Origin of the sequence: Serinicoccus sp. CNJ-927 (genome assembly GCF_001942435.1) — a bacterium.
GTDB lineage: Bacteria > Actinomycetota > Actinomycetes > Actinomycetales > Dermatophilaceae > Ornithinicoccus > Ornithinicoccus marinus.
Genome location: NZ_MKKF01000048.1, coordinates 123,148 through 144,702, shown reverse-complemented (window position 1 = coordinate 144,702; position 21,555 = coordinate 123,148). Strand labels below are relative to the sequence as shown.

General features: G+C 71.8%; 15 protein-coding genes. 11 read left to right on the top strand and 4 right to left on the bottom strand.

What is annotated here, in order from left to right; translation table 11 throughout:
• The first annotated feature begins 141 nt into the window (after positions 1–141).
• Positions 142–3,723 (top strand): DNA polymerase III subunit alpha, encoded by a 3,582-nt coding sequence (gene dnaE, locus BJF86_RS12890; RefSeq protein ID WP_075819497.1) that lies wholly within the window; start codon positions 142–144, stop codon positions 3,721–3,723.
• Here dnaE and BJF86_RS12885 read toward each other — a convergent pair.
• Positions 3,720–5,966 (bottom strand): hypothetical protein, encoded by a 2,247-nt coding sequence (locus BJF86_RS12885; RefSeq protein WP_075819495.1) that lies wholly within the window; start codon positions 5,964–5,966, stop codon positions 3,720–3,722. The genes dnaE and BJF86_RS12885 overlap by 4 nt on opposite strands.
• Positions 5,967–6,039: 73 nt before the next feature.
• Here BJF86_RS12885 and BJF86_RS12880 point away from each other — a divergent pair, with 73 nt between their 5' ends.
• The 5 genes from BJF86_RS12880 (at position 6,040) to BJF86_RS12860 (ending at position 13,266) form a co-directional block, all read left to right on the top strand.
• Positions 6,040–8,181: a S9 family peptidase gene (locus BJF86_RS12880; RefSeq protein WP_075819610.1), complete on the top strand. Its 2,142-nt coding sequence runs from the start codon at positions 6,040–6,042 to the stop codon at positions 8,179–8,181.
• Positions 8,182–8,451: 270 nt separating this feature from the next.
• On the top strand, positions 8,452–10,011 hold the full coding sequence (locus BJF86_RS12875; protein ID WP_075819494.1) for an aldehyde dehydrogenase family protein: 1,560 nt from the start codon (positions 8,452–8,454) through the stop codon (positions 10,009–10,011).
• Between the two features lie 123 nt (positions 10,012–10,134).
• The gene (locus BJF86_RS12870; RefSeq protein WP_083653066.1) at positions 10,135–11,505 is read left to right on the top strand and encodes an aminotransferase class III-fold pyridoxal phosphate-dependent enzyme; all 1,371 of its coding nucleotides are present in this window, start codon (positions 10,135–10,137) and stop codon (positions 11,503–11,505) included.
• An 8-nt stretch (positions 11,506–11,513) separates the two neighbouring features.
• Complete coding sequence (locus BJF86_RS12865; RefSeq protein WP_075819492.1) at positions 11,514–12,848, top strand: aspartate aminotransferase family protein; 1,335 nt, start codon at positions 11,514–11,516, stop codon at positions 12,846–12,848.
• A 10-nt stretch (positions 12,849–12,858) separates the two neighbouring features.
• Positions 12,859–13,266, top strand: a complete 408-nt coding sequence (locus BJF86_RS12860; RefSeq protein ID WP_075819490.1) for an HIT family protein — start codon at positions 12,859–12,861, stop codon at positions 13,264–13,266.
• Between the two features lie 10 nt (positions 13,267–13,276).
• Here BJF86_RS12860 and BJF86_RS12855 read toward each other — a convergent pair whose 3' ends face one another.
• A complete protein-coding gene (locus tag BJF86_RS12855) occupies positions 13,277–13,996 on the bottom strand; it encodes a potassium channel family protein (protein ID WP_075819489.1) in 720 nt (239 codons plus the stop codon).
• A 120-nt stretch (positions 13,997–14,116) separates the two neighbouring features.
• Here BJF86_RS12855 and BJF86_RS12850 point away from each other — a divergent pair, with 120 nt between their 5' ends.
• Positions 14,117–17,626, top strand: a complete 3,510-nt coding sequence (locus BJF86_RS12850) for a TM0106 family RecB-like putative nuclease (RefSeq protein WP_075819487.1) — start codon at positions 14,117–14,119, stop codon at positions 17,624–17,626.
• Between the two features lie 54 nt (positions 17,627–17,680).
• Entirely contained in the window at positions 17,681–17,863 is a 183-nt protein-coding gene (locus BJF86_RS12845; RefSeq protein ID WP_143553837.1) for a hypothetical protein, read from the top strand.
• An 848-nt stretch (positions 17,864–18,711) separates the two neighbouring features.
• On the opposite strand, the gene BJF86_RS12835 is transcribed toward BJF86_RS12845, so the two are convergent.
• A complete protein-coding gene (locus tag BJF86_RS12835; protein ID WP_414819947.1) occupies positions 18,712–20,340 on the bottom strand; it encodes an ATP-binding cassette domain-containing protein in 1,629 nt (542 codons plus the stop codon).
• 39 nt (positions 20,341–20,379) lie between these two features.
• Between BJF86_RS12835 and BJF86_RS12830 the strand changes: the two genes are divergently transcribed.
• Both BJF86_RS12830 and BJF86_RS17990 read left to right on the top strand, forming a co-directional pair.
• The gene (locus tag BJF86_RS12830; RefSeq protein ID WP_075819481.1) at positions 20,380–20,826 is read left to right on the top strand and encodes a low temperature requirement protein A; all 447 of its coding nucleotides are present in this window, start codon (positions 20,380–20,382) and stop codon (positions 20,824–20,826) included.
• Positions 20,811–20,948 carry a hypothetical protein gene (locus BJF86_RS17990; RefSeq protein WP_158068416.1) on the top strand — a complete coding sequence of 46 codons (138 nt, stop codon included), beginning with the start codon at positions 20,811–20,813 and terminating at the stop codon, positions 20,946–20,948. Before BJF86_RS12830 ends, BJF86_RS17990 begins: the two co-directional genes overlap by 16 nt.
• 52 nt (positions 20,949–21,000) lie before the next feature.
• On the opposite strand, the gene BJF86_RS12825 is transcribed toward BJF86_RS17990, so the two are convergent.
• Positions 21,001–21,261: a PucR family transcriptional regulator gene (locus BJF86_RS12825; protein ID WP_075819479.1), complete on the bottom strand. Its 261-nt coding sequence runs from the start codon at positions 21,259–21,261 to the stop codon at positions 21,001–21,003.
• Positions 21,262–21,266: 5 nt separating this feature from the next.
• Here BJF86_RS12825 and BJF86_RS12820 point away from each other — a divergent pair, with 5 nt between their 5' ends.
• The gene (locus BJF86_RS12820) at positions 21,267–21,458 is read left to right on the top strand and encodes a hypothetical protein (protein ID WP_075819477.1); all 192 of its coding nucleotides are present in this window, start codon (positions 21,267–21,269) and stop codon (positions 21,456–21,458) included.
• Positions 21,459–21,555 lie beyond the last annotated feature (97 nt).

Genomic DNA, 21,555 nt, shown 5'->3' with positions numbered 1-21,555 from the left:
TGCCGCGCTCCGGCCTGCGAACGGTGGTGGTGGGGTCGTGGTGGCGGCATGACGGTCTCCGTCGCAGGTCAACGAGGTGCCCTCCGCGCAGGGTGACGGGCGCTCCATACCTGTCGGTCCGGGGCTCTAGGATCATCTGCGATGTCCTCCCCAGCCAGCCCCGCGCAGAACTTCGTCCACCTGCACAACCACACCGAGTACTCCATGCTCGACGGTGCGGCGCGCATCACGGACATGTTCGACAAGGCCGCCGAGCTCGGGATGCCGGCCGTCGCGACGACCGATCACGGCTTCATCTTCGGCGCCTACGAGTTCTGGAAGACCGCGCAGAGGTACGACGTCAAGCCGATCATCGGGCTCGAGGCCTACGTCACGCCCGGCACGCACCGCACCGACAAGACCCGGGTGAAGTACGGCGACGGGGGACGCGACGACGTCTCCGGCGGCGGGGCATACACCCACATGACGCTGCTGGCGCGCAACAACAACGGCATGCACAACCTCTTCCGGATGGCCTCGCTGGCCTCGATGGAGGGCTACTACTTCAAGCCGCGGATGGACCGCGAGCTGCTGGAGACCTACGGTCAGGGGCTGATCGCGACCACCGGCTGCCCGTCGGGGGAGATCCAGACCCGGCTGCGGCTGGGCCAGTGGGACCAGGCGGTCCAGTACGCCTCGGACATGAAGGACATCTTCGGGGCGGACAACTACTTCCTCGAGCTGATGGACCACGGCATCCAGATCGAGCGGGTGGTGCGCCAGGACCTGCTGCGGCTGGCCAAGGAGCTGTCGTTGCCGCTGCTGGCGACCAACGACCTGCACTACACCCACCAGGAGGACGCCAAGGCGCACTCGGCGCTGCTGTGCGTGCAGTCGGGGTCGACGATGCAGGACCCCAACCGGTTCCAGTTCAACGGCGACGGCTACTACCTCAAGACGGCCGCCGAGATGCGCGAGGTATGGCGCGAGCTGCCCGAGGCCTGCGACAACACGCTGCTGGTCGCCGACCGGTGCGACATCTCCTTCACCGAGGGCGAGGGGCGTTACATGCCGCGCTTCCCGGTGCCCGAGGGCGAGGACGAGACCAGCTGGTTCATCAAGGAGGTCGAGACCGGGCTGCAGCGCCGCTTCCCCGAGGGCGTTCCCGACTACGCGCGGAAGCAGGCGGAGTACGAGTCCGAGGTCATCATCGGCAAGGGCTACCCGGGCTACTTCCTCGTCGTCGCGGACTTCATCAACTGGGCCAAGACGAACGGCATCAAGGTGGGCCCGGGGCGTGGCTCGGGGGCAGGGTCCATGTGCGCCTACGCCATGGGCATCACCGACCTCGACCCCATCCCGCACGGCCTGATCTTCGAGCGCTTCCTCAACCCCGAGCGCAAGTCCATGCCCGACTTCGACGTCGACTTCGACGACCGGCGCCGCTCCGAGGTCATCCGCTACGTCACCGAGAAGTACGGCGACGAGCGGGTGGCGATGATCGTCACCTACGGCACGATCAAGGCCAAGCAGGCGCTCAAGGACTCCTCCCGGGTGATGGGCTACCCCTTCGCCATGGGGGAGAGGCTCACCAAGGCGATGCCGCCGACCGTCATGGGCAAGGACATCTCGCTGGCCGGGATCCAGGACCCGCAGGACAAGAGGTATGCCGAGGCGGGCGAGTTCCGCGAGCTGCTCGCCGAGGACGACCACGCCGCCGAGGTCTTCGACACGGCGACCGGGCTGGAGGGGCTGAAGCGCCAGTGGGGCGTGCACGCCGCCGGCGTCATCATGTCCAGCGAGCCGCTGATTGACGTCATCCCGATCATGCGCCGCGACCAGGACGGCCAGATCATCACCCAGTTCGACTACCCGACGTGCGAGTCGCTCGGGCTGGTCAAGATGGACTTCCTCGGGCTGCGCAACCTCACGGTCCTGGACGACGCGATCCACAACATCAAGGACAACCGCGGCCAGGACATCGACCTGGACGCGCTGTCCAAGGACATGAGCGACCGCAGTACCTACGACCTGCTCGGCCGCGGCGACACCCTCGGTGTCTTCCAGCTCGACGGCAACGGCATGCGCCAGCTGCTGCGGCTCATGCAGCCGGACAACTTCGAGGACATCTCCGCGGCGCTCGCGCTCTACCGTCCCGGCCCGATGGGCGTCAACGCCCACACCAACTTCGCGCTGCGCAAGAACGGCAAGCAGGAGATCACCCCGCTCGACCCCGAGCTCAAGGGCAAGCTGCAGCCGGAGATGGAGGCCGCCCTCGAGCCGATCCTCGGCACGACGTACGGCCTCTGCATCTACCAGGAACAAGTCATGGAGATTGCGCAGAAGCTCGCGGGCTACACGCTGGGCAACGCCGACCTCCTGCGGCGCGCGATGGGCAAGAAGAAGAAGGAGGTGCTCGACGCCGAGTACATCCCGTTCTCGGACGGGATGAAGGCCAACGGCTACAACGAGGCCTCGGTGGCGGCGCTCTGGGGCGTCCTCGTGCCGTTCTCCGACTACGCCTTCAACAAGGCGCACACCGCGGCCTACGGCGTCATCTCCTACTGGACCGGCTACCTCAAGGCCAACTACCCGGCGGAATACATGGCGGCGCTGCTCACCAGCGTCGGCGATGACAAGGACAAGACGGCGCTCTACCTCGCCGAGTGCCGCCGGCTGAACATCCCGGTGCTGCCGCCCGACGTCAACGAGTCGATCGGCACCTTCGCGGCCGTCGGCGACGACATCCGCTTCGGGCTGCAGGCGATCCGCAACGTCGGCGCCAACGTCGTCCAGGCGATCGTCGACACCCGTGAGGAGAAGGGCGCCTTCACCTCCTTCGAGGACTTCCTGCGCAAGTGCCCGGCCGTCGTGTGCAACAAGCGCACCATCGAGTCGCTGTGCAAGGCCGGCGCCTTCGACAGCCTCGGGCACAGCCGCCAGGGTCTGGTCACCGTGCACGAGCGGTATGTCGAGGCGCTCGCGGACGAGAAGAAGCAGGAGGCGATCGGCCAGGACAGCCTCTTCTCCGGCCTCTCCTTCGGCGACGACGACGGCGCGGACGCGGCCGTCCAGATCGTCACGCTCCCGCCGATCCCGGGGATCGAGTGGGACAAGACCGCGCGGCTGGCCTTCGAGCGGGAGATGCTCGGGCTCTACGTCTCCGACCACCCGCTCAACGGCATCGAGCACATCCTGTCCCAGCACGCGAGCGCCTCGATCCTGCAGCTCGTCGGGGAGGACGGGGCCAAGGACGGCGACTTCGTCACTGTCGCGGGCCTGATCACCAACCTGCAGTTGAAGCGGACCAAGAACGGCGACCCGTATGCCCGCGCCTCGGTCGAGGACATGGCCGGCTCGCTCGACGTCGTCTTCTGGCCCAAGACCTACATGACGATCTCCACGATGCTCGCCGAGGACACCGTCGTCGTGGTCAAGGGCCGGCTGAAGAAGGACGACGCCACCGAGCTCATGGCCAACGAGATGACCCTGCCGGACATCAAGGCCGGACCGCGTGGGCCGGTCGTGCTCAACCTGCCGCTGACCCGCGTGACCGATGGACTGGCCCACAAGCTCAAGACGGTTCTCGCCGACCACCCCGGCGCCACCGACGTCCACGTCAAGCTGAACCAGCCGGGGCGGACCGTGCTGCTCAAGCTGGACGAGAGCCTGCGGGTCACCGCGACCCCGGAGCTCTTCGGCGAGCTCAAGGCACTGCTCGGCCCCGCCAGCGTCGGCAACTAGGCCGGCAGGTCGGGCTCGGGCACGACCAGCCAGGGCGAGGTTGCGCGCAGGACGATCTCCGGACGGTCCAGGCATCGCGCCGCCAGCAGCGCGCGGTGCCGGCCCGAAGCGGCCGGCGCCCCGAACGCCGCGCTCACCTCCTCGGTCGTGGCCTCGGCGACCTCGTCGGTACCGCGCACCAGGGTGAAGGTGTGCTCCAGCCGCCAGCCCGCCCGCTCCGCACCGACCCGCCGGGCAAGGAGCTCGCCGTCGACCAGCTCGAGGTGGCAGTAGACGCCCGGCTCGGTGCGGGGGTCGACCTCGAAGGTCTCGAGACCCGCGGACGGGGCGTTGACGGCATACCCCCGCAGGTCCCGGACCGACCCCGGCGGTCCGGTGCGCACCGGCGCGACCTCGACCCGCTCCCGCCTGCGCCACGGCAGGCCCCCGCCGTGGCGCACCCGCACCTCCAGGCTCGCGGGCGGGTCGGCGACCGGCTCGTCGACCGCCCGCAGGATCGACGCGAGCCGCACCACCGTCGTGGCCGGGGTGATCGCCGATCGGCTCACGAGGTCGGCGAGCGGGCCGATCACGTCGGCCGGTGCGTCCTGCGGAGCCAGGTCGTGCAGCCGCCACAGGTCGGCCACGGCGCGGGTCTGCGCCGCGGTGCGGATGTCGAAGCGCAGCGGACCGCTCGTCCAGCCGCGACGGAAGTGGTTGTGGTCCTCGGCCTCGAAGTAGCTAGGGACCCGGTCGCGGCCGAAGGGTCCTCGCGGCGCGCGGGGGAGCGGCGCGGGGGCGCCGCCGCGCCGCTGCCACACGTGCTCGGGCCAGGTGCCGGAGGCGAGCCGGTGCCGGTTGAGGTCGGGCCGCAGCCGCTCGACGACGTCGAAGGCGGCCAGCCCCAGGTCCCGCTCGGCGAAGGGCAGCAGGTGCGCCGCGCGGAGGAACTCCGGCGTCGCGAGCGGGTGCAGGGCCAGGCTGCGCCGGTGCGTGGAGTGCAGCACGTGGCCGAAGTGGGCGCGGTTGCGGTGCAGCCGGTAGTGCGCGTCCACCTGCTGCCCGATCGGCGCGTCCGGGACCAGCGCGAAGGCCTCCGCCACCGCCTCCTGACCCGCCGCACGGATCGGGTCCGGCAGCGGGACACCGCCGTGGACCACGAGGCCATGCAGCCGGCGTAGGTCCGGCTCCAGGCTGGCGACGCTCTGCCCCATCGCGGCGAAGGGCTCGCCGGTGCGGATGGTCCGGTATGCCGTCCGCATGAGCTCCCCTGCCCCGCCCCGGACCGCGACGTAGGGGACCGTCGGCCAGCGCAGCTGCCGCTCCGCCGAGGCGGCCCACTGGCTCCCGGCGTAGAAGCTCTGGTGGTGGTCGATGCTCTCGGCGAAGGACAGCATCCGGTCCTCGTAGTCGGGCTCGACGTACCACGGCCGACCTGCCGCCTGCCGCAGCTCGTCCGAGACGACCAGGTCGCGCCACAGCCCCTGGCGCCCCGCGGCGTCGGCCCACCGGCTGGGGTCGGCGGCCACGAAGCTGCTGCGGGAGAGCACCCCCGCGTGGTCCATGAGGGCGAGCACGACCCGGCTGTCCTTGCCGCCGGAGGCGAAGACCCGCACGTCCGGCACGGCGTCCGCGACCTGGGCCAGCAGCGCGGCGGAGCGGGCGATCCCGGCGTCGAGCAGCTCGTCGTAGGACCGGCCCTGCGGGTCGGTGCTCATCGCCCGGGGCACCGTGCCGACCCCGCGCTCGCTCATCACCAGCAGCTCGTCCGGACGCAGGCAGCGGACCCCCTCGACGAGGGTGCGGCGGGACCACTGGTTGCGCAGCAGGACGTGGTTGGAGGCGAGCGTGGTGAGCGCGACCGGCCAGTCCACCGCGAGCCGGTGCCCGTCGGCGCGCAGCCGGTCGACGACGGCGTCCAGGGTGGTCCCGAGGTAGACGTCCTGACCCTGCTCGCCGGGGCGCACCGCCCAGAAGAGGTGCCCGAAGCCGTGGTAGTCGCTCATCGCGACCCACGTCCGCCCGACGTCGTCGCTGAGCAGGCCGACCCACTCGCCGGTGCTGTCCAGCAGCTCCGCCAGCGGGTATGCCCGTGGCACGGCCCCGTAGACCTCCTGCACCGCTCCCGGCCCCAGCATCAGTCCCTCGGCCTCGCGCAGCCGGATCTGGGCATACCGGGACGGGCGCAGCAACGCCGAGGAGCCCCGGCCCGCCCCCCGCACCACCCAGCAGGCCCGGCGGTGACGGACGGGGCGCTCGATCATGGTCCGCCCAACCTAGCCGGTCGGCGCCGCACCTGGCGCGACCCGGGACCCGCGGAGGGTTAGCGTGGGGCGGGTGACCGATCAGCCCGCCCCGCCCCGAGCCGCCCGCGTCGACGTCGTCCGCTCCCACCACGGCGAGGACGTCACGGACCCCTACGAGTGGCTCCGCGACAAGACCGACCCCGAGGTCGTCGCGCACCTCGAGGCGGAGAACGCCTACACCGAGGCACGCACGAGCCACCTGGACGGCCTGCGCGAGCGTATCTTCACCGAGATCAAGGACCGGGTCCAGCAGACCGACCTCTCGGTCCCGGTGCGCCACCGCGACTGGTGGTACTACAGCCGCACGATCGAGGGGGAGCAGTACGCCGTGCACGGCCGGGTCGCGGTGGGCGAGTCCCCGGAGCGGCCCGAGCTGGACCCCGGCGCCGCACCGGAAGGGGAGCAGGTGCTGCTCGACGGCAACGCCGAGGCGCAGGGGGAGGAGTTCTTCAGCCTGGGGGCCTTCGACGTCACCCCGCACGGGGAGCGGCTGGCCTACGCCGTCGACACGACCGGTGACGAGCGCTTCGACCTGCGGGTCAAGGACCTCGAGACCGGAGAGGTGGTCGACGACGCCGTGACCGGGATCGGCTACGGCACGGCGTGGAGCGTCGACGGCGAGCACCTGTTCTACACCCGCGTCGACGACGCCTGGCGCCCCTTCCAGGTCTGGCGGCACCAGGTCGGCACGCCGGCGCAGGACGACGTGCTCGTGCACCAGGAGGACGACGAGCGGTTCTGGATGGGCGTCGGCACCTCACGTGACGACCGGCACGTCCTCATCTGGCTCGGCAGCAAGAACACCTCGGAGGTGCGGCTCGTGGACGCCGAGGACCCCACCGGGGCGGTCCGGGTGGTGGCTGCCCGCGAGGAGGGCGTGGAGTACGACGTCGAGCCGGCCGGTGACCGGCTGTGGATCGTGCACAACCGTGACCACCGGGACTTCGCGCTGGCCGTGGCGCCGGCGGGCAGCACCTCGGCGGACGACTGGTCCACGGTCCTGCCCGGCGAGGACGGCGTCCGGCTCGCGGGGGTGGAGGCCTTCGCCGGTCACCTCGTGCTCTCGCTGCGCCGCGACGGCCTCACCCAGCTGCAGGTCCTGCCGCTGTCCTGCGAGGGTCGCCCGGTGGGGGAGGGCTACCAGGTGCCGGTCGACGAGGCGGTCTACACCATCGAGTCGGGCAGCAACCCGACCTACGACACCGACACCCTGCAGGTCCTCGTCGAGTCGATGGTGACCCCGCGCAGCGTCTACGACCTCGACCTCGGCAGCGGGACGCTCACGCTCGTCAAGCGTCAGCCGGTGCTCGGCGGCTACGACCCGCAGGACTACCAGCAGCTGCGGCTCTGGGCCACGGCGCAGGACGGCACGCGGGTGCCGATCTCGCTCGTCGCCCGGGCGGACCTGTCGCCCGACGGCACGCACCCGGGGCTGCTCTACGGCTACGGCTCCTACGAGATCTCGGTCGACCCGCACTTCTCCGTCTCCCGGCTGTCCTACCTCGACCGCGGGGTGGTGTATGCCGTCGCCCACGTCCGCGGGGGCGGCGAGCTGGGCCGGGGGTGGTACGAGGACGGGCGCATGGAGCGCAAGACCAACACCTTCACCGACTTCGTGGCCTGCGCGGAGCACCTCGTGGCGACCGGCTGGGTCGCGCCGGACCGGCTGGCCGCCGAGGGGCGCTCCGCCGGAGGACTGCTCATGGGGGCGGTCCTCAACCTGGCGCCCGAGCGGTTCCGGGTGGTGCACGCCGGGGTGGCCTTCGTGGACGCCCTCACCACGATCCTCGACCCCTCGTTGCCGCTCACGGTCAGCGAGTGGGAGGAGTGGGGCAACCCGGTCGAGTCGGCGCAGATCTACGCGCTCATGCGGTCCTACACGCCCTACGAGAACATCCGTCCTGTCGACTACCCGGCGATCCTGGCGACGACCGGGCTCAACGACACCCGGGTCTACTACGTCGAGCCGGCCAAGTGGGTGGCCCGGCTGCGGGAGACGGTGACGAGCGACCCGCAGGACCGGCCGATACTGCTCAAGACCGAGATGGTCGCCGGTCACGGCGGCAAGACGGGCCGTTACGACGCGTGGCGGGAGACCGCCTTCGAGATCGCCTTCGTGCTGGACCAGCTCGACGCCACCCAGGTCGACGCGACCCCGGACCAGCGTCCGTGAGCCGAGGTCAGGCGCTGAGCTCGCACGCAGGTGCCTCCTCGAGGTCGGCTACCGCCGCCTCGTAGGGCTCCATCGTGTCCGGGGCGGCGTCCACCATGCCCAGCCACATCTCCTGGGCCACGCCTACCCGAGCAGCAGACCCGCTGCGATCCAGCAGCGTGCATACAGGAGGATTTCCGGTGTTGGCGAGATTCTTCCGTCAATCGTCCTGAGGATCTGGCAGTATGGCGGATGAACTTGACGATCCGCGAGATGTGAGGAGACGACGCCGTGTCCGAGCCCTACAAGGTGACCTACGCCACCCTGACTGCCGACAACGAGGACCTGCACACCGCCTACGAGGCCGGGGTGGGGGTCGCGAAGAGCTGGCTGGGCGCCGACATCTCGGCGCCCGGCGACCCCGCCCCCGGCGACCCGGTCGAGGTGTTCAGCCCGGCCGACCCCTCCGTCCTCGTGGCCCGGGTGCGCGCCGCCTCCCCGGGCGCGGTCGACGCGGCCGTCGAGGCCGCCCGCGCCGCCGGCCGGGACTGGGCAGCGACGCCCTGGCAGGAGCGGCTGCCGGTGCTGCGCGACGTCGCGGACCTCATCAGCGAGCGGGCCAACGAGCTCGCGGCCCTCATGACCATCGAGGTCGGCAAGAACCGGCTCGAGGCCCTGGGCGACGTCGAGGAGGCCGCGGTCTTCTTCCGCTACTACTGCGAGCAGGTGGAGAAGAACGGCGGATTCGAGGCCGCCATGGAGCAGCTCTCGGACACCGAGACCACCCGCTCGGTGCTACGCCCGCACGGGGTCTGGGGCGTGATCAGCCCGTTCAACTTCCCCATGGCGCTCGCCGCCGGACCGGCCGCCGCCGCCCTGGTGGCGGGCAACTCGGTCGTGCTCAAGCCCTCGGTCCAGGGCACCCACGTCGCGTGGAAGCTCTACGAGACGATGCTCGAGGCCGGCCTGCCCGAGGGACTCATGCAGATCCTGCCCGGCGGCGACGACGTCGGGAAGGCGGTCGTCGCCCACCCCGGCATCGACGGCCTGACCTTCACCGGGTCCTACGCGGGAGGCCGGGCGGTCATGGACGCCTTCCGCGGCGACTACCCGCGCCCGGTCATCACCGAGATGGGCGGCAAGAACCCGACCATCGTCACCGCGTCGGCCGACCTCGACGCGGCGGCCAAGGGGATCACCCGGTCCATCGCCGGGGCCTCGGGCCAGAAGTGCTCTGCCTGCTCCCGGGTGTATGTCGACGCCTCGGTCCACGACGAGCTGGTCCAGACCCTGGGCAAGGCGGTGAGCGAGGTCGTCGTCGGGGACCCGCTGGAGCGAGCGACGTTCTGCGGCCCGGTCATCGACGCCGAGGCGGTCGAGCGATTCCGCGCCGCGGTGGAGCACGCCCGCGAGGCCGGAGGCACGGTCGTCGCCGGGGGCGAGGTGCTGCAGGGGGCCGAGGGCCACCCGGGCTACTTCGTCCAGCCCACCCTCATCTCCGGCCTCCCGGCCGACGACGAGCTCTTCAGCACCGAGCTCTTCGTGCCGCTGGCGGTCGTCGCCCCGGTCGACTCCCTGGACGAGGCGCTGGAGCGGGCCAACGACACGGTCTTCGGGCTCACCGCCGGCCTCTTCGCCGGCGAGCAGGACGAGATCGACCGCTTCCTCGCCCAGATCGAGGCCGGCGTCGTCTACGTCAACCGGCCGGCCGGCGCCACCACAGGCGCCTGGCCGGGAGTGCAGCCGTTCGGAGGCTGGAAGGGTTCGGGCAGCTCGGGCAAGGCCGGTGGCGGCCTGCACTACGTCCAGCTCTTCATGCGCGAGCAGTCGCAGACGATCGTCAGCGGCTGACGCGCCCGAGCACTCCCGACCGGACACCCCTTCCGTCCACACCCCGACCACACCCCTCCCGACCGGACACCCCTTCCGTCCGGGCGGGAGGGGGCATACCAGAACCTTCGTCAAGGAGACCCGATGACCGACACCGCCCTGGCGCCGAGCGAGCCCACCACCGACTGGGCCGACCCCACCCGTCCCGTCCCCGATCTGCGCACCGAGCTGCCGGGGCCGCGCACCCGCGAGATCGTCGCGGGCGACCAGGCCGTGACCAGCCCCTCGCTCCCGCGCGCCTACCCCTTCGCCCCGCACCGCGGGCGCGGCTGCCGGATCGAGGACGTCGACGGCAACCTCTTCCTCGACTTCAATGCGGGCATCGCGGTGAACTCGACCGGGCACGCCCACCCGGAGGTGGTCCGCGCCGTCCAGGACCAGGCCGCCGACCTGCTGCACTACTCGGCCAGCGACTTCTTCCTGCCCGTCTACTCGCAGATGTGCACCGCCCTCGCGCGCACCGCTCCCATGAGCGAGCCGGTCCGGGTCTTCCTGACCAACTCCGGCGCGGAGGCGGTCGAGGGCGCCCTCAAGCTGGCCCGCTACGCCACGAAGCGGCCCTACGTCGTCAGCTTCTACGGCGCCTTCCACGGCCGCACCATGGGCGCGGTCTCGCTCACCAGCTCCAAGCCGAAGTACCACCAGGGGTTCGGGCCGCTGCTGCCCGGCGTGATCCACGTCCCGTACGCCGACCCCGCCAAGGTCGCCGCCGGGCAGGACGAGCAGGACACCGCGACCTTCGAGGCGCTGGAGACGATCTTCCGCCACGACGTGGCCCCGAGCGAGGTCGCCGCGATCTTCGTCGAGCCGATCCAGGGCGAGGGCGGCTACATCGTGCCCGGTGAGGGCTGGATGCGGCGGTTGCGCGAGCTGTGCGACGAGCACGGCATCCTGCTGATCGCCGACGAGGTCCAGTGCGGGATGGGCCGGACCGGCACGATGTGGGCGATCGAGCAGACGGGCGTGGAGCCGGACATGCTGCTGTCCGCCAAGGGCATCGCCTCCGGTCTCCCGCTCGGCGCCTTCATCGCCCGCGCCTCGCTCATGGAGAGCTGGGGTGTCGGCACCCACGGGTCGACCTACGGCGGCAGCCCGGTGCCGTGCGCCGCCGGGCTGGCGACGCTTCGGGTCATCGAGTCCGAGAGTCTCCTGGGCCACGCGCGCGAGGTCGGCGACCAGCTCCTGACCGGGTTGCGCGAGATCCAGGCGCAGCACCCGGGCGCCGTCGTCGACGTGCGCGGCGTGGGGCTGATGATCGGCGTCGAGTTCGCCGACGGAGCCCTGTCGGGCGCGGTCCAGCAGGCGGCCTTCGAGCGGGGGCTGCTCGTCCTCGAGGCGGGCGAGAGCGTCGTGCGGATGTCGCCCCCGCTCGTGGTCACGCCGGAGGAGGCGCGGATCGGGCTGCGGATCTTCGGCGAGGCGGTCGCGACCGCCGTCGCCGACCGACAGGGCTGAGCCCCGTCGTGGCCTCGGCGCACGTCTTCTCCCGCGGTGGCGCCGAGCGGGTCCGCGTCGACCACGGCCGCGGTGCCGAGCTGGTCGACGTCGAGGGCCGGCGCTACCTCGACGCCGCGGGCGGCGCCGTCGTCGTGGGCATCGGTCACGGCGTCACCGAGGTGGTCGAGGCGGCCGCCGCCCAGGCCTCCCGGGTCGCCTACGTCCACGGCTCGGCCTTCTCCAGCGAGGTCCTGGAGGAGTATGCCGACGCCCTGGGCCCGCTGCTCCCGCTCGAGGACCCCCGCATCTATCCGGTCTCGGGAGGCAGCGAGGCGGTGGAGTCCGCGCTGAAGATGGCGCGGGCCTACCACCTCGCGCGGGGCGAGGACCGGGACGTCGTCATCGGACGGCACGGCTCCTACCACGGCAACACCCGCGGGGCACTCAGCGTCTCGGGGCGGCAGGGGCTGCGGCAGCCCTACCTGCCCTGGTTGACCGGGGTCGCGCACACCAGCACTCCCTACGAGTACCGCTGCCCCTTCCCCGAGGCCCATCCCGACGGCTGCGCGCGGCGGCACGCCGAGGCGCTGGAGGCGGAGATCCAGGGGCTCGGGCCGGCGCGCGTGGCCGCCTTCGTCGCCGAGCCGATCTCCGGGGCCGGGCTCGGCGCCTGCGTGCCGCCGGACGACTACTGGCCGGCGATCGCCGAGGTGTGCGCGCGCCACGGCGTCCTCGTCGTCGCCGACGAGGTGATGACCGGTTTCGGTCGCACCGGCGCCTGGTTCGGCGGCGACCACTTCGGGTTGCGCCCGGACCTGCTCGTCGCGGGCAAGGGCACCGCCTCCGGCTACTGGCCCCTGGGCCTGGCGGTCGCCAGCGGTGCGGTGCACGACACGTTGCGCGAGGGCGGCTTCGTCCACGGCTTCACCTACTCCCACCACGTCGTCGGCGCCGCCACCGGGCTGGCGGTGCTGCGGGTCCTGCAGCGTGAGGGCCTGGTCGAGGCCTCCGCCCGGCAGGGGGAGCGGCTGCACGCGGCGCTGCGCCGGGAGCTCGCCGACGTGCGCGTGGTCGGGGACGTGCGGGGCCGCGGCCTGCTGCAGGCGGTGGAGCTGGTCGCCGACCCGGCGACCCGGGAGCCCTTCGAGCGCAGCGAGCGCGTCACCGAACGTGTGCTGGAGGCCTGCCGAGAGCAGGGGGTGCTCGTCTACCCGGGCACCGGCTGTGCCGACGGACGGCGTGGTGACCTGCTGCTGCTCGGCCCGCCGCTGGTGGTCACCGACGACGAGGTGGACCGGATCGCCGCCGGGGTGGCGCAGGGCCTACGTGACGTGCTCGGCGATGTCGGTGCCGGCGGCTAGCGTTCGGTCCATGTCCTGCCTGTTCTGCCGCATCGTCGCCGGTGAGGAGCCCGCGCACGTGGTCCTGGACCGTGAGCACGTGGTGGGTTTCCTCGACGTCCGTCCGGTCTTCAAGGGCCACGTGCTCCTCGTCCCGCGCGAGCACGTCGACACCCTGACCGAGCTGCCGGACGCCCTGGTCGAGCCGTTCTTCGCCACGGTGCGCGAGGTCGCCGCGGTCGTGCGTGACGAGCTCGGGGCGCAGGGCACCTTCGTCGCGATGAACAACACCGTCAGTCAGTCGGTGCCGCACCTGCACGCGCACGTGGTGCCGCGGACGAAGGGGGATGGTCTCCGGGGCTTCTTCTGGCCTCGGGTGAGGTATGCCGACGGTGAGGCCGCGCGGTATGCCGAGGAGCTGCGGGCGGCTCTGAGCTGAGGCGGCGCGGTCAGCGTCCCTCCTCCCCGCGCAGGGCCAGGACCTCGGCCCGCAGCTCGCGCACCTGCTCGGTGAGCGCCGTGACGTCGGCGGCGGTGGCCGGCTGCCTGGCCGGGTCGGGCTCGGCGATCCGCTCGATCAACCAGGAGGCCAGGCTGGCGGTGACGATGCCGAGCAGGGCGATGCCGCAGAGCATGAGCCCGACGGCGAAGAGCCGACCCTCGACCGTGACCGGCGAGTAGTCGCCGTAGCCGACGGTCGTCACCGTGACGAAGGACCACCACAGGGCGTCCTGCCAGGTCTCGATGCTGGCCCCCGGCTCGCCGCGCTCGACGTTGAGGACGGCGAGGGAGGAGATGGTGACGACGAGGATCGTCGCGACACCGACATACATCGCGACGTGGCCCCGCAGCTTCTCCCCGGCCACCTGGTGCACGAAGGACAGCGCGGCGACGAGACGCAGCGGGCGCAGGGCGGGGAGTGCGACGGCCGCGAGGTCGATCGGGTGCCTGCGGACGAACTCCCACTTCTTCGGTGCCACGACGAGGCGGTAGACGTAGTCCACCAGGAAGATCACCCAGACGACGTCCTGGACCGCCATGAGGGTGCCTCGCAGCCCCGTCGGCAGGCCGGGGTCGACGATCGGCACCGCGAAGGCGACCAGGAAGATGAGGGCGGCGATCATGAGGGGGATCTGGGTGCGGGACTCCCAGCGCTCCAGGCGGTTCATGCGGCCATGATCCCAGGGGCGTGGAGCGTGGCCGGGGCGCCGCCTCCTGCGCCCGGCCCGCGGCCGCGGCAGGCCCGACCCGGCCGCGGGTCCGTCGGTGCCATCGGGGAGGGTAGGGCCATGTTCGCGCTCGACGGTCATCGGCTGGTGTGGAGCCCGTCCGACCTCGGGGCAGCGCTGGACTGCGAGTTCTCCTTCCTCCGCGGTCTCGACGCGCTGCTCGGGTGGGCCGAGCCGCCCGCCACCGCACCCGATCCCATGGGGGAACACCTGGCCGCGCTCGGGCAGCGGCACGAGGACGACCTGCTCGCGGCCTACCGGGAGCAGGGCGAGGTGCTCGAGCTGGCGCGACCGCCATGGCCCCCGACGCTCGCCGGGCTGCGGGAGTCGGCACAGGCCACCGCCCGGGCGCTGCAGGGCCCGGCCCGGACGCTGTCCCAGGCCTGCGTCTTCGACGGGGAGATGCTCGGCTTCGCCGACGTCGTCGAGCGGGCCGAGGACGGCTGGCGGGTGTGCGACGCCAAGCTGGCCCGCTCGGCATCGGCCCGGGCGCTGGTCCAGCTGGGTGCCTACGCCGAGCAGCTGCGCGGGCTGGGTGTGCCGACCTCGGCCACGGTCAGCCTGCTGCTGGGTTCGGGGGAGCGGCTCGACGTCGCGACCGCCGACGTCGCCGGGGTCTTCCGGGAGGTGCGCGCCCGCTTCCGCCGCCTGGTGCGCGGGCACGTCGCCGCGGGCGAACCCACGAGCTGGGAGCAGGGGAAGTATGCCGCGTGCGGGCGCTGCGAGGAGTGCCGGCGGGCGGTCGAGGAGCACCAGGACCTCCTCCTCGTCGCCGGGGTGCACGGCGTGCAGCGGGAGCAGCTGCGCGCCACCGGGCTGCGCACCGTCGCCGACCTCGCCCGGGCGACCGAGCGGCCGCCGGACATGCCTGCGGAGACCTTCGAGCGGCTGCGGGCCCAGGCGGCGCTGCAGGCGGGCACCCCACCCGGGGAGGCGGCATACGCCCTGCTCGAGACGGCCGCGACGACCCTGGCCCTGCTGCCGGCACCCAGCGAGGGCGACCTCTTCTTCGACTTCGAGGGCGACCCGCACCACCACGAGGGGGACCGCTCCCGGACCGGGCTGCAGTACCTCTGGGGGACGACCGAAACGGCAGGCACCTACACGGCGGTGTGGGCGCACTCCTTCGCCGAGGAGCGTGCGGCCTTCGTGGCGTTCGTGGACGACCTGGGTGCACGCCGTCTCCGGTGGCCGGACCTGCACGTCTACCACTACGCGCCGTACGAGACGTCCGCGCTCAAGGCGATGGCCATGCGCTACCAGGTGCGTGAGGAGGAGCTCGACGTCCTGCTGCGCGCGGAGGTCTTCGTCGACCTGTATGCCGTCGTCCGCGGCTCGGTGATGACCTCGGCGCCGTCCTACAGCATCAAGGCGCTGGAGCCGCTCTACATGGGTGCCGAGCTGCGGTCCGAGGACGGCGTGGTCAGCGGCGACGCGTCCATCCTGGCCTACCACGAGTTCCGGCTCTGGGCGCACGAGGACCCGGAGCGGGCCATGGAGCGGCTGCACGCGCTCGCCGACTACAACGCCTACGACTGCCGGTCGACCCTGGGGCTGCGCGACTGGCTGCTGGAGCGGGCGCAGGAGGCCGGTGTCCGTCACCTCGTCGTGCCGCGCGCCCTCGACGACGAGCCCCGGGAGGCGGCGCAGGAGCAGGACGCCCTCATGGCGGCGCTGACCGCGCGCTCCGGGCCCGACACCCGGTCGCGCCGCTCCACGGCCGAGCAGGCCTACGCCATGCTGGCCACGGCGCTCGGCTACCACGCCCGGGAGGCCAAGCAGTTCTGGTGGGGGCACTACGACCGGTTGGGTCATCCGTTGGGGTCGTGGGCCCGTTCCCGCGACGTCTTCGCGGTCGAGTCCGCCGAGGTGGTGGCGGACTGGGAGCACCCGGGAGGCCGGGCCCGCTCGCTGCAGCGCACCGTCCGGCTGACCGGCGATTGGGGCCGGGGCAGCACGGTCCGTGACCGGGGTCAGCTGGTCTACCCCACGCCCGCACCGACCGGGTCCCGCGGCCCGGAGGGTGCGCCGTTCGCCGCGGCTGATCCGTCTGCGGTCGCGCCCGACCCGCACGACGCGCGTGTGCTGGTCGTGTCCGAGCGGCGCAAGGAGGCCGAGACGTTCGCCGACCTGCCGGTGGCGCTGGTGCCCGCGGCACCACCGGACGCGAGGCAGCTCGCCGAGGCCATCGCCCGGGTGGCGCAGGAGTCGGCACGAGCGTCCGACCTCCCGGCCGCACCAGCCCTCGATCTGCTGGCCCGTCGGCCGCCGCGGCTGCTCGGGCGGGAGGCGCTGCCGCACTCGGGTGACGTGGTCGAGGACGTCGTGTCGGCGCTGCTCGCGCTGGACCGCAGCTACCTCGCCATCCAGGGTCCGCCCGGCACCGGCAAGACCTACACCGGCTCGCTGGTGATCCGACGGCTCGTCGAGGAGCACGGCTGGCGGGTCGGGGTCGTGGCGCAGTCGCACGCGGTGGTGGAGAACGTCCTCGGCGGCGTCGTGGACGCCGGCCTGGACCCCGAGCTGGTCGGCAAGTCGAAGAACGAGACGCCCGACCGTCCCTGGGTCGACGTGACGGACAACGTCGGTGGCCGGGCGGCCTTCCTGGAGGACCACCGCGGGACCGGGTGCGTGCTCGGCGGGACGGCCTGGACGTTCTCCCACCCCGACCTGGTCCAGCCGGGTGGGCTGGACCTGCTCGTAATGGACGAGGCCGGGCAGTTCGCCCTCGCGCCGACCATCGCGGTGGGCGCTGCGGCAGCCCGTCTGCTGCTGCTCGGCGACCCGCAGCAGCTGCCGCAGGTCAGCCAGGGCACGCACGCGGAGCCGGTCAACGAGTCGGCGCTGGGATGGCTGATGCACGGCGAGCCCACGCTGGACCCGGCGCACGGGTACTTCCTCGAGCAGACCTACCGCATGCACCCGGCGGTCACCGCGACCGTGTCGGAGCTGGCGTATGCCGGTCAGCTCGGGTCGGCGGCGCCGGCCGCTGCCCGGTCGCTCGACGGGGTCGAGCCCGGGCTGGAGGTCGTGCGGGTGGCTCACGCAGGCAACCGCACCGAGTCGCCGGAGGAGGCCGCCGAGGTCGTCCGCCAGGTGCGGGCCTACCTCGGCGCGACCTGGGAGGACCCGGCAGACCCCGCCACGCCCCGGCCGCTCGGTCCCGCTGACGTGCTGGTCGTGGCGCCCTACAACGCCCAGGTGGTGCTCATCCGCGGCGCGCTCGAGGAGGCCGGGCTCGACGGGGTACGGGTCGGCACGGTCGACAGGTTCCAGGGCCAGGAGGCGGTGGTCGCGATCCTGTCCATGACCGCGTCCTCGGCGGCCGACGTGCCGCGCGGAATGGGCTTCCTCCTCAGCCGCAACCGGCTCAACGTGGCGATCTCCCGCGCGCGGTGGAGGGCGGTGCTCATCCGCTCCGAGGCTCTCACCGCCCACCTGCCCTCGAGCGCCGACGCGCTGCTGCAGCTCGGTGCCTTCGTCGCCCTGTGCGACGCCGGTGCCTCGCGCGCTGACGGCGTCGGACCAGGAGCCACGATGGTCGCCTGCGCCTCGTGGAGGGCGATATGACAGACCCGAGGGCGCTGGTGAAGGCGGTCGGGGGCACGCGTCGGCGTGGTCGACATGGCCCGTCCCACGGGGAACGCGGTCTGGGCCTCGCCGCTCGCCCAGGCCGCGTGCTGGCTCGGCGGCGCCGACATCGACGCCCACCCGTGGACCGTCGTCGAGCCCGACGTGAGTGGCACGAGGTCCTGGAGCCGCTGGGGCGGGCACGTCCGGGTCTGCGTCGGGACCTGGGGTGGGTGAGGGGCGACGCCGTCGACCGAGCAGGGATCGACGCTGGCCGGGTGGCTGGCCGGGGCCGGCGGTGCGCCGTGTGGTGCCGGGTTGGCGCCTCTCGGCGTCCTGCCGGCGGCTGCCTGTGTGCTCGCCGTGGCGTCGATGTGCGGTCGCGCCGCTGCGACGACGTTGCCTTGCGTGAACTACGTGCCCGTTGTCGCTCCGTTCCCCGGCGGTCGCGTCGTCTGGACCGGTCTTGCGACACGCAGCACGCTCGGCGCGAACTCGAGGTCGGGTTACGCCAACTGAGGTTCGCTGATCGGGCGGCGTCCCCGGGGCAGGGGAGTCCGCGCGGGGCCTTCCCGGTTGCGGGCGCCGCTCCCCGGTGTCAATCTTCCCGTGTCCATCACCCACCTACGTGAATCCTCGTTCCCTGAGGTGGGAGAACCAACCTGGCAGCCCTCGTGGCCTGGGAGCCCAGACAGCTCAATCGGATGACGTGAGGCCCCGGATGTTCGCACCGGGCGGTTGCCTTGCAGTCCGCTCACGCAACCACCTAGTGGTGCCAGCAGCCATGCCCCGCGACTTGGGCGTCTGGTGCACGGGGACCACGATCAGTGAAGCCTCACCCTCCAGGGACCACTTGATGGCGTGATAGACCGCTGACAGCGATTCGGTGCTGTCCACGGCGACCAGCCCGGGCGCCACACGCCGAGCCTCGTGCCACGGCCCCTCCAGGTCAGGCAGGTCCTCCGAGGTCCACGCGAGATACACAGTCATGCCTTCATCTTTCATGACATGTACGGATTCTTCTTGGCGTGATGTCTCCGCGCCCGCGCGGCAGCCTGACGGCACACCGGCCGCCCGCACCCAGCTCATGTCCGCTCGAGCCGCCGCGAGAGGTAGGGCGCGGTCGCGCTGCCCTCGGCCCTCGCGATGTCGGCCGGCGTGCCGGTCGCGACAACCCGACCGCCGGCATCTCCTCCGCCCGGACCGAGATCGATGACCCAGTCCGCGGTGGCGATCGCGTCGAGGTCGTGCTCGACGAGGACCACCGTGTTGCCGGCGTCGACGAGCCGGTGCAGCTGGCGCAGCAGCAGGGCGATGTCTGCGGGGTGGAGTCCGGAGGTCGGCTCGTCGAGCAGGTAGAGGGCATGGCCGCGGTGAGCGCGCTGGAGCTCGGTGGCGAGCTTGATGCGCTGTGCCTCCCCGCCGCTGAGCTCGGTCGCCGGCTGTCCAAGTCGCAGGTAGCCCAGACCCACCTCGCGAAGCGTCTGGAGGCTGCGTGCGGCAGCCGGTACGTCGGCCAGGAACGTGGCGGCGTCGTCGACGGACAGGTCGAGGACCTCCGCGATGCTCTTGCCGCGGTAGGTGATCTGGAGCGTCTCGGGGTTGTAGCGATCGCCGTGGCACGTCGGGCAGGGAGCGTAGGTGCCAGGCAGAAACAGTAGCTCGACGGAGACGAATCCCTCACCCTGACAGGTTTCGCAGCGGCCCCCGGCGACGTTGAAGGAGAAGCGGCCGGCGCCGTAGCCGCGGGCCCGGGCCGCGTCCGTGGCGGCGTACAACTTCCGCACGGCATCGAACATCCCTGTGTACGTCGCGAGGTTGGACCGCGGCGTCCGGCCGATAGGGCGCTGATCGACCAATACCAGTCGGTCGAACGACTCACGAGCAGTCGGGTCCTCGGCCAGGACCTGGGTGACCAGGGTCGACTTGCCGGACCCGGACACCCCCGTGACGGCGGTCAGCACGCACAGCGGGATATCGACAGACAGGTCGCGCAGGTTGTGGCGATGTACGCCGATCAGTGGCAGCCAGCCCTGTGGGGCCCGCGCATCGTGCACGAGCCGCTCAGCGCGACCGAACAGGTAGGCGCTGGTGACCGACTCAGTCACGTCCTCCAGGCCCGCGACAGGGCCGCTGTGAAGCACTCGACCTCCGACCTCGCCCGCACCCGGGCCGATATCGACGACCCAATCTGCTCGTCGTACGACGTCGAGGTCGTGCTCCACGACGAATAGTGTGTTGCCGGACGCCTTGAGGCGGTCCAGGACATCCAGCAGCGGCTCCGCGTCGGCCGGGTGCAGGCCGGCGAAGGGCTCGTCCAGGACGTAGACGACTCCGAACAGACCCGAACGCAGCTGGGTGGCGATCCGCAGGCGCTGCGCCTCTCCGGGCGACAGCGTCGTCGAGCTCCGTCCCAGGCTGAGATAACTCAGGCCCAGATCGAGGAGCACCTCGACGCGCGCGACCAGGTCAGTGCAGATCCGCGCCGCGACCTCGTCGGCATCCCCGGGCCGCTCAGCGACCGGACGCAGCAGAGCCACCAGCGCGGTGAAGGGCAGGTCGTTGACCTCGGCGATCGAACGCCCGAGAAAGGTCACCGCGAGGGCCTCGGGCCGTAGTCCACTGCCCTGGCAATCCGGGCAGGGCGCTTCCTCCACGAACCGCATGGCCCGCTCGCGCATCCGCTCGCTGGTGGAGTCGGCCAGCACGTGCATGACGTGGCTGCGCGCGCTCCAGAACTTCCCGTAGTAGCCGTGGTCGACGCGACCTGGTTCCGGCTCGATGAGCACCGAGGGCTGCTCGTCGGTGAACAGCAGCCAGTCGCGGTCCCGCTCCCGAGTGTTGTGACGGCCGTCCTCCTCGCCGTGCTGATCGCGGCCGGTCTGTGGTGGTCCTACTTCGGTTATCTGCGCGGCGGTGCCGAACGACGGCTGCGCGGCACCACTGATCGGGAGCGGTCAAGGCTCGCGCGCGACTCCTACAGCTACCTGCATCTGCCGCTCGTGGCCGGGGTGGTGTTCTTCGCTCTCGGGGTGCACGAAGCAGTCGCGGCACCGGTGGAGCCACTCCCCTTGTTGCCGGCCGTCGCCCTGGCCGGTGGCGTCGCGATGTTCTACGTCGCGACGTCGCCTACCCATGGCGCGACCACCACCAGCTCGCCACCGGTCGCCTGGTGGCCGCAGTGGTGGCTGCTTCGCTGATCCCGGTCGCGGTGGTGGCGCCTGCTTTGGCGGCGCTCGCCGGGCTAACCCTCGTCTGCGTGCTGCACACCAGCTGGGAACTCTGGCACCACCCGGCGATCGGCCCGGTCGACGACTCCTGATCGTCCAGTGCCATCGCCGCGCAGACTCTCGCAACTACGGCTTGGGACTACCTCACCGGACGGCGTTTCGCAGGGGCTCGCCGACGGAGGCACGGCCCAGTCGCCGCGCGCGTGTCGCCAGGTGCAGGTTGAGTTGTGCCTCGACGTCGTTGAGGTCGTGGCCCGAGATCTCGGTGATGCGGCTGATTCGGTAGCGCAGTGTGCTGCGGTGGATGGTGAGCGTCGTTGACGTGTCGGCGTACTTGCCCCCGTGGTCAAGGTAGGCCACTAGCGTGGGGACGAGCTCGGTGCCGTGGCGACGGTCGCAGCTCACGGCCGATGATTGGCGTGGATATTGCTGATCTCGAGCGGGCGGAGGTCGAACTGGCCTCGCTCCTTCGACAGTGTGAGGCCGTGGTCCGCGGCAGCAAGCTCTCGCCCTCGCGACAAACGCCCATGTTCAACCGAATCGCCGCTCTTCAGACCGCTCTCGAACTGGTCGCCGAGGCGAAGTCGCGCCGTGCAGCGTGAAGGATCGGCGCTCGCTGCCGGGAGGCGGCATTCAGTGGGGTGTCGACGTGACGGGACCGTGCTTGCCGTTGACATGGGCGGGATGGGCTCGCGGAGC

Excerpts from the sequence above, each read along its gene's own strand:
- dnaE (WP_075819497.1), top strand. The coding sequence starts at position 142 with ATGTCCTCCCCAGCCAGCCCCGCGCAGAACTTCGTCCACCTGCACAAC.
- BJF86_RS12885 (WP_075819495.1), bottom strand. The coding sequence starts at position 5,966 with ATGATCGAGCGCCCCGTCCGTCACCGCCGGGCCTGCTGGGTGGTGCGG.
- BJF86_RS12870 (WP_083653066.1), top strand. The coding sequence starts at position 10,135 with ATGACCGACACCGCCCTGGCGCCGAGCGAGCCCACCACCGACTGGGCC.
- BJF86_RS12860 (WP_075819490.1), top strand. The coding sequence starts at position 12,859 with ATGTCCTGCCTGTTCTGCCGCATCGTCGCCGGTGAGGAGCCCGCGCAC.
- BJF86_RS12855 (WP_075819489.1), bottom strand. The coding sequence starts at position 13,996 with ATGAACCGCCTGGAGCGCTGGGAGTCCCGCACCCAGATCCCCCTCATG.
- BJF86_RS12850 (WP_075819487.1), top strand. The coding sequence starts at position 14,117 with ATGTTCGCGCTCGACGGTCATCGGCTGGTGTGGAGCCCGTCCGACCTC.
- BJF86_RS12845 (WP_143553837.1), top strand. The coding sequence starts at position 17,681 with ATGGCCCGTCCCACGGGGAACGCGGTCTGGGCCTCGCCGCTCGCCCAG.
- BJF86_RS12835 (WP_414819947.1), bottom strand. The coding sequence starts at position 20,340 with ATGCACGTGCTGGCCGACTCCACCAGCGAGCGGATGCGCGAGCGGGCC.
- BJF86_RS12820 (WP_075819477.1), top strand. The coding sequence starts at position 21,267 with ATGATTGGCGTGGATATTGCTGATCTCGAGCGGGCGGAGGTCGAACTG.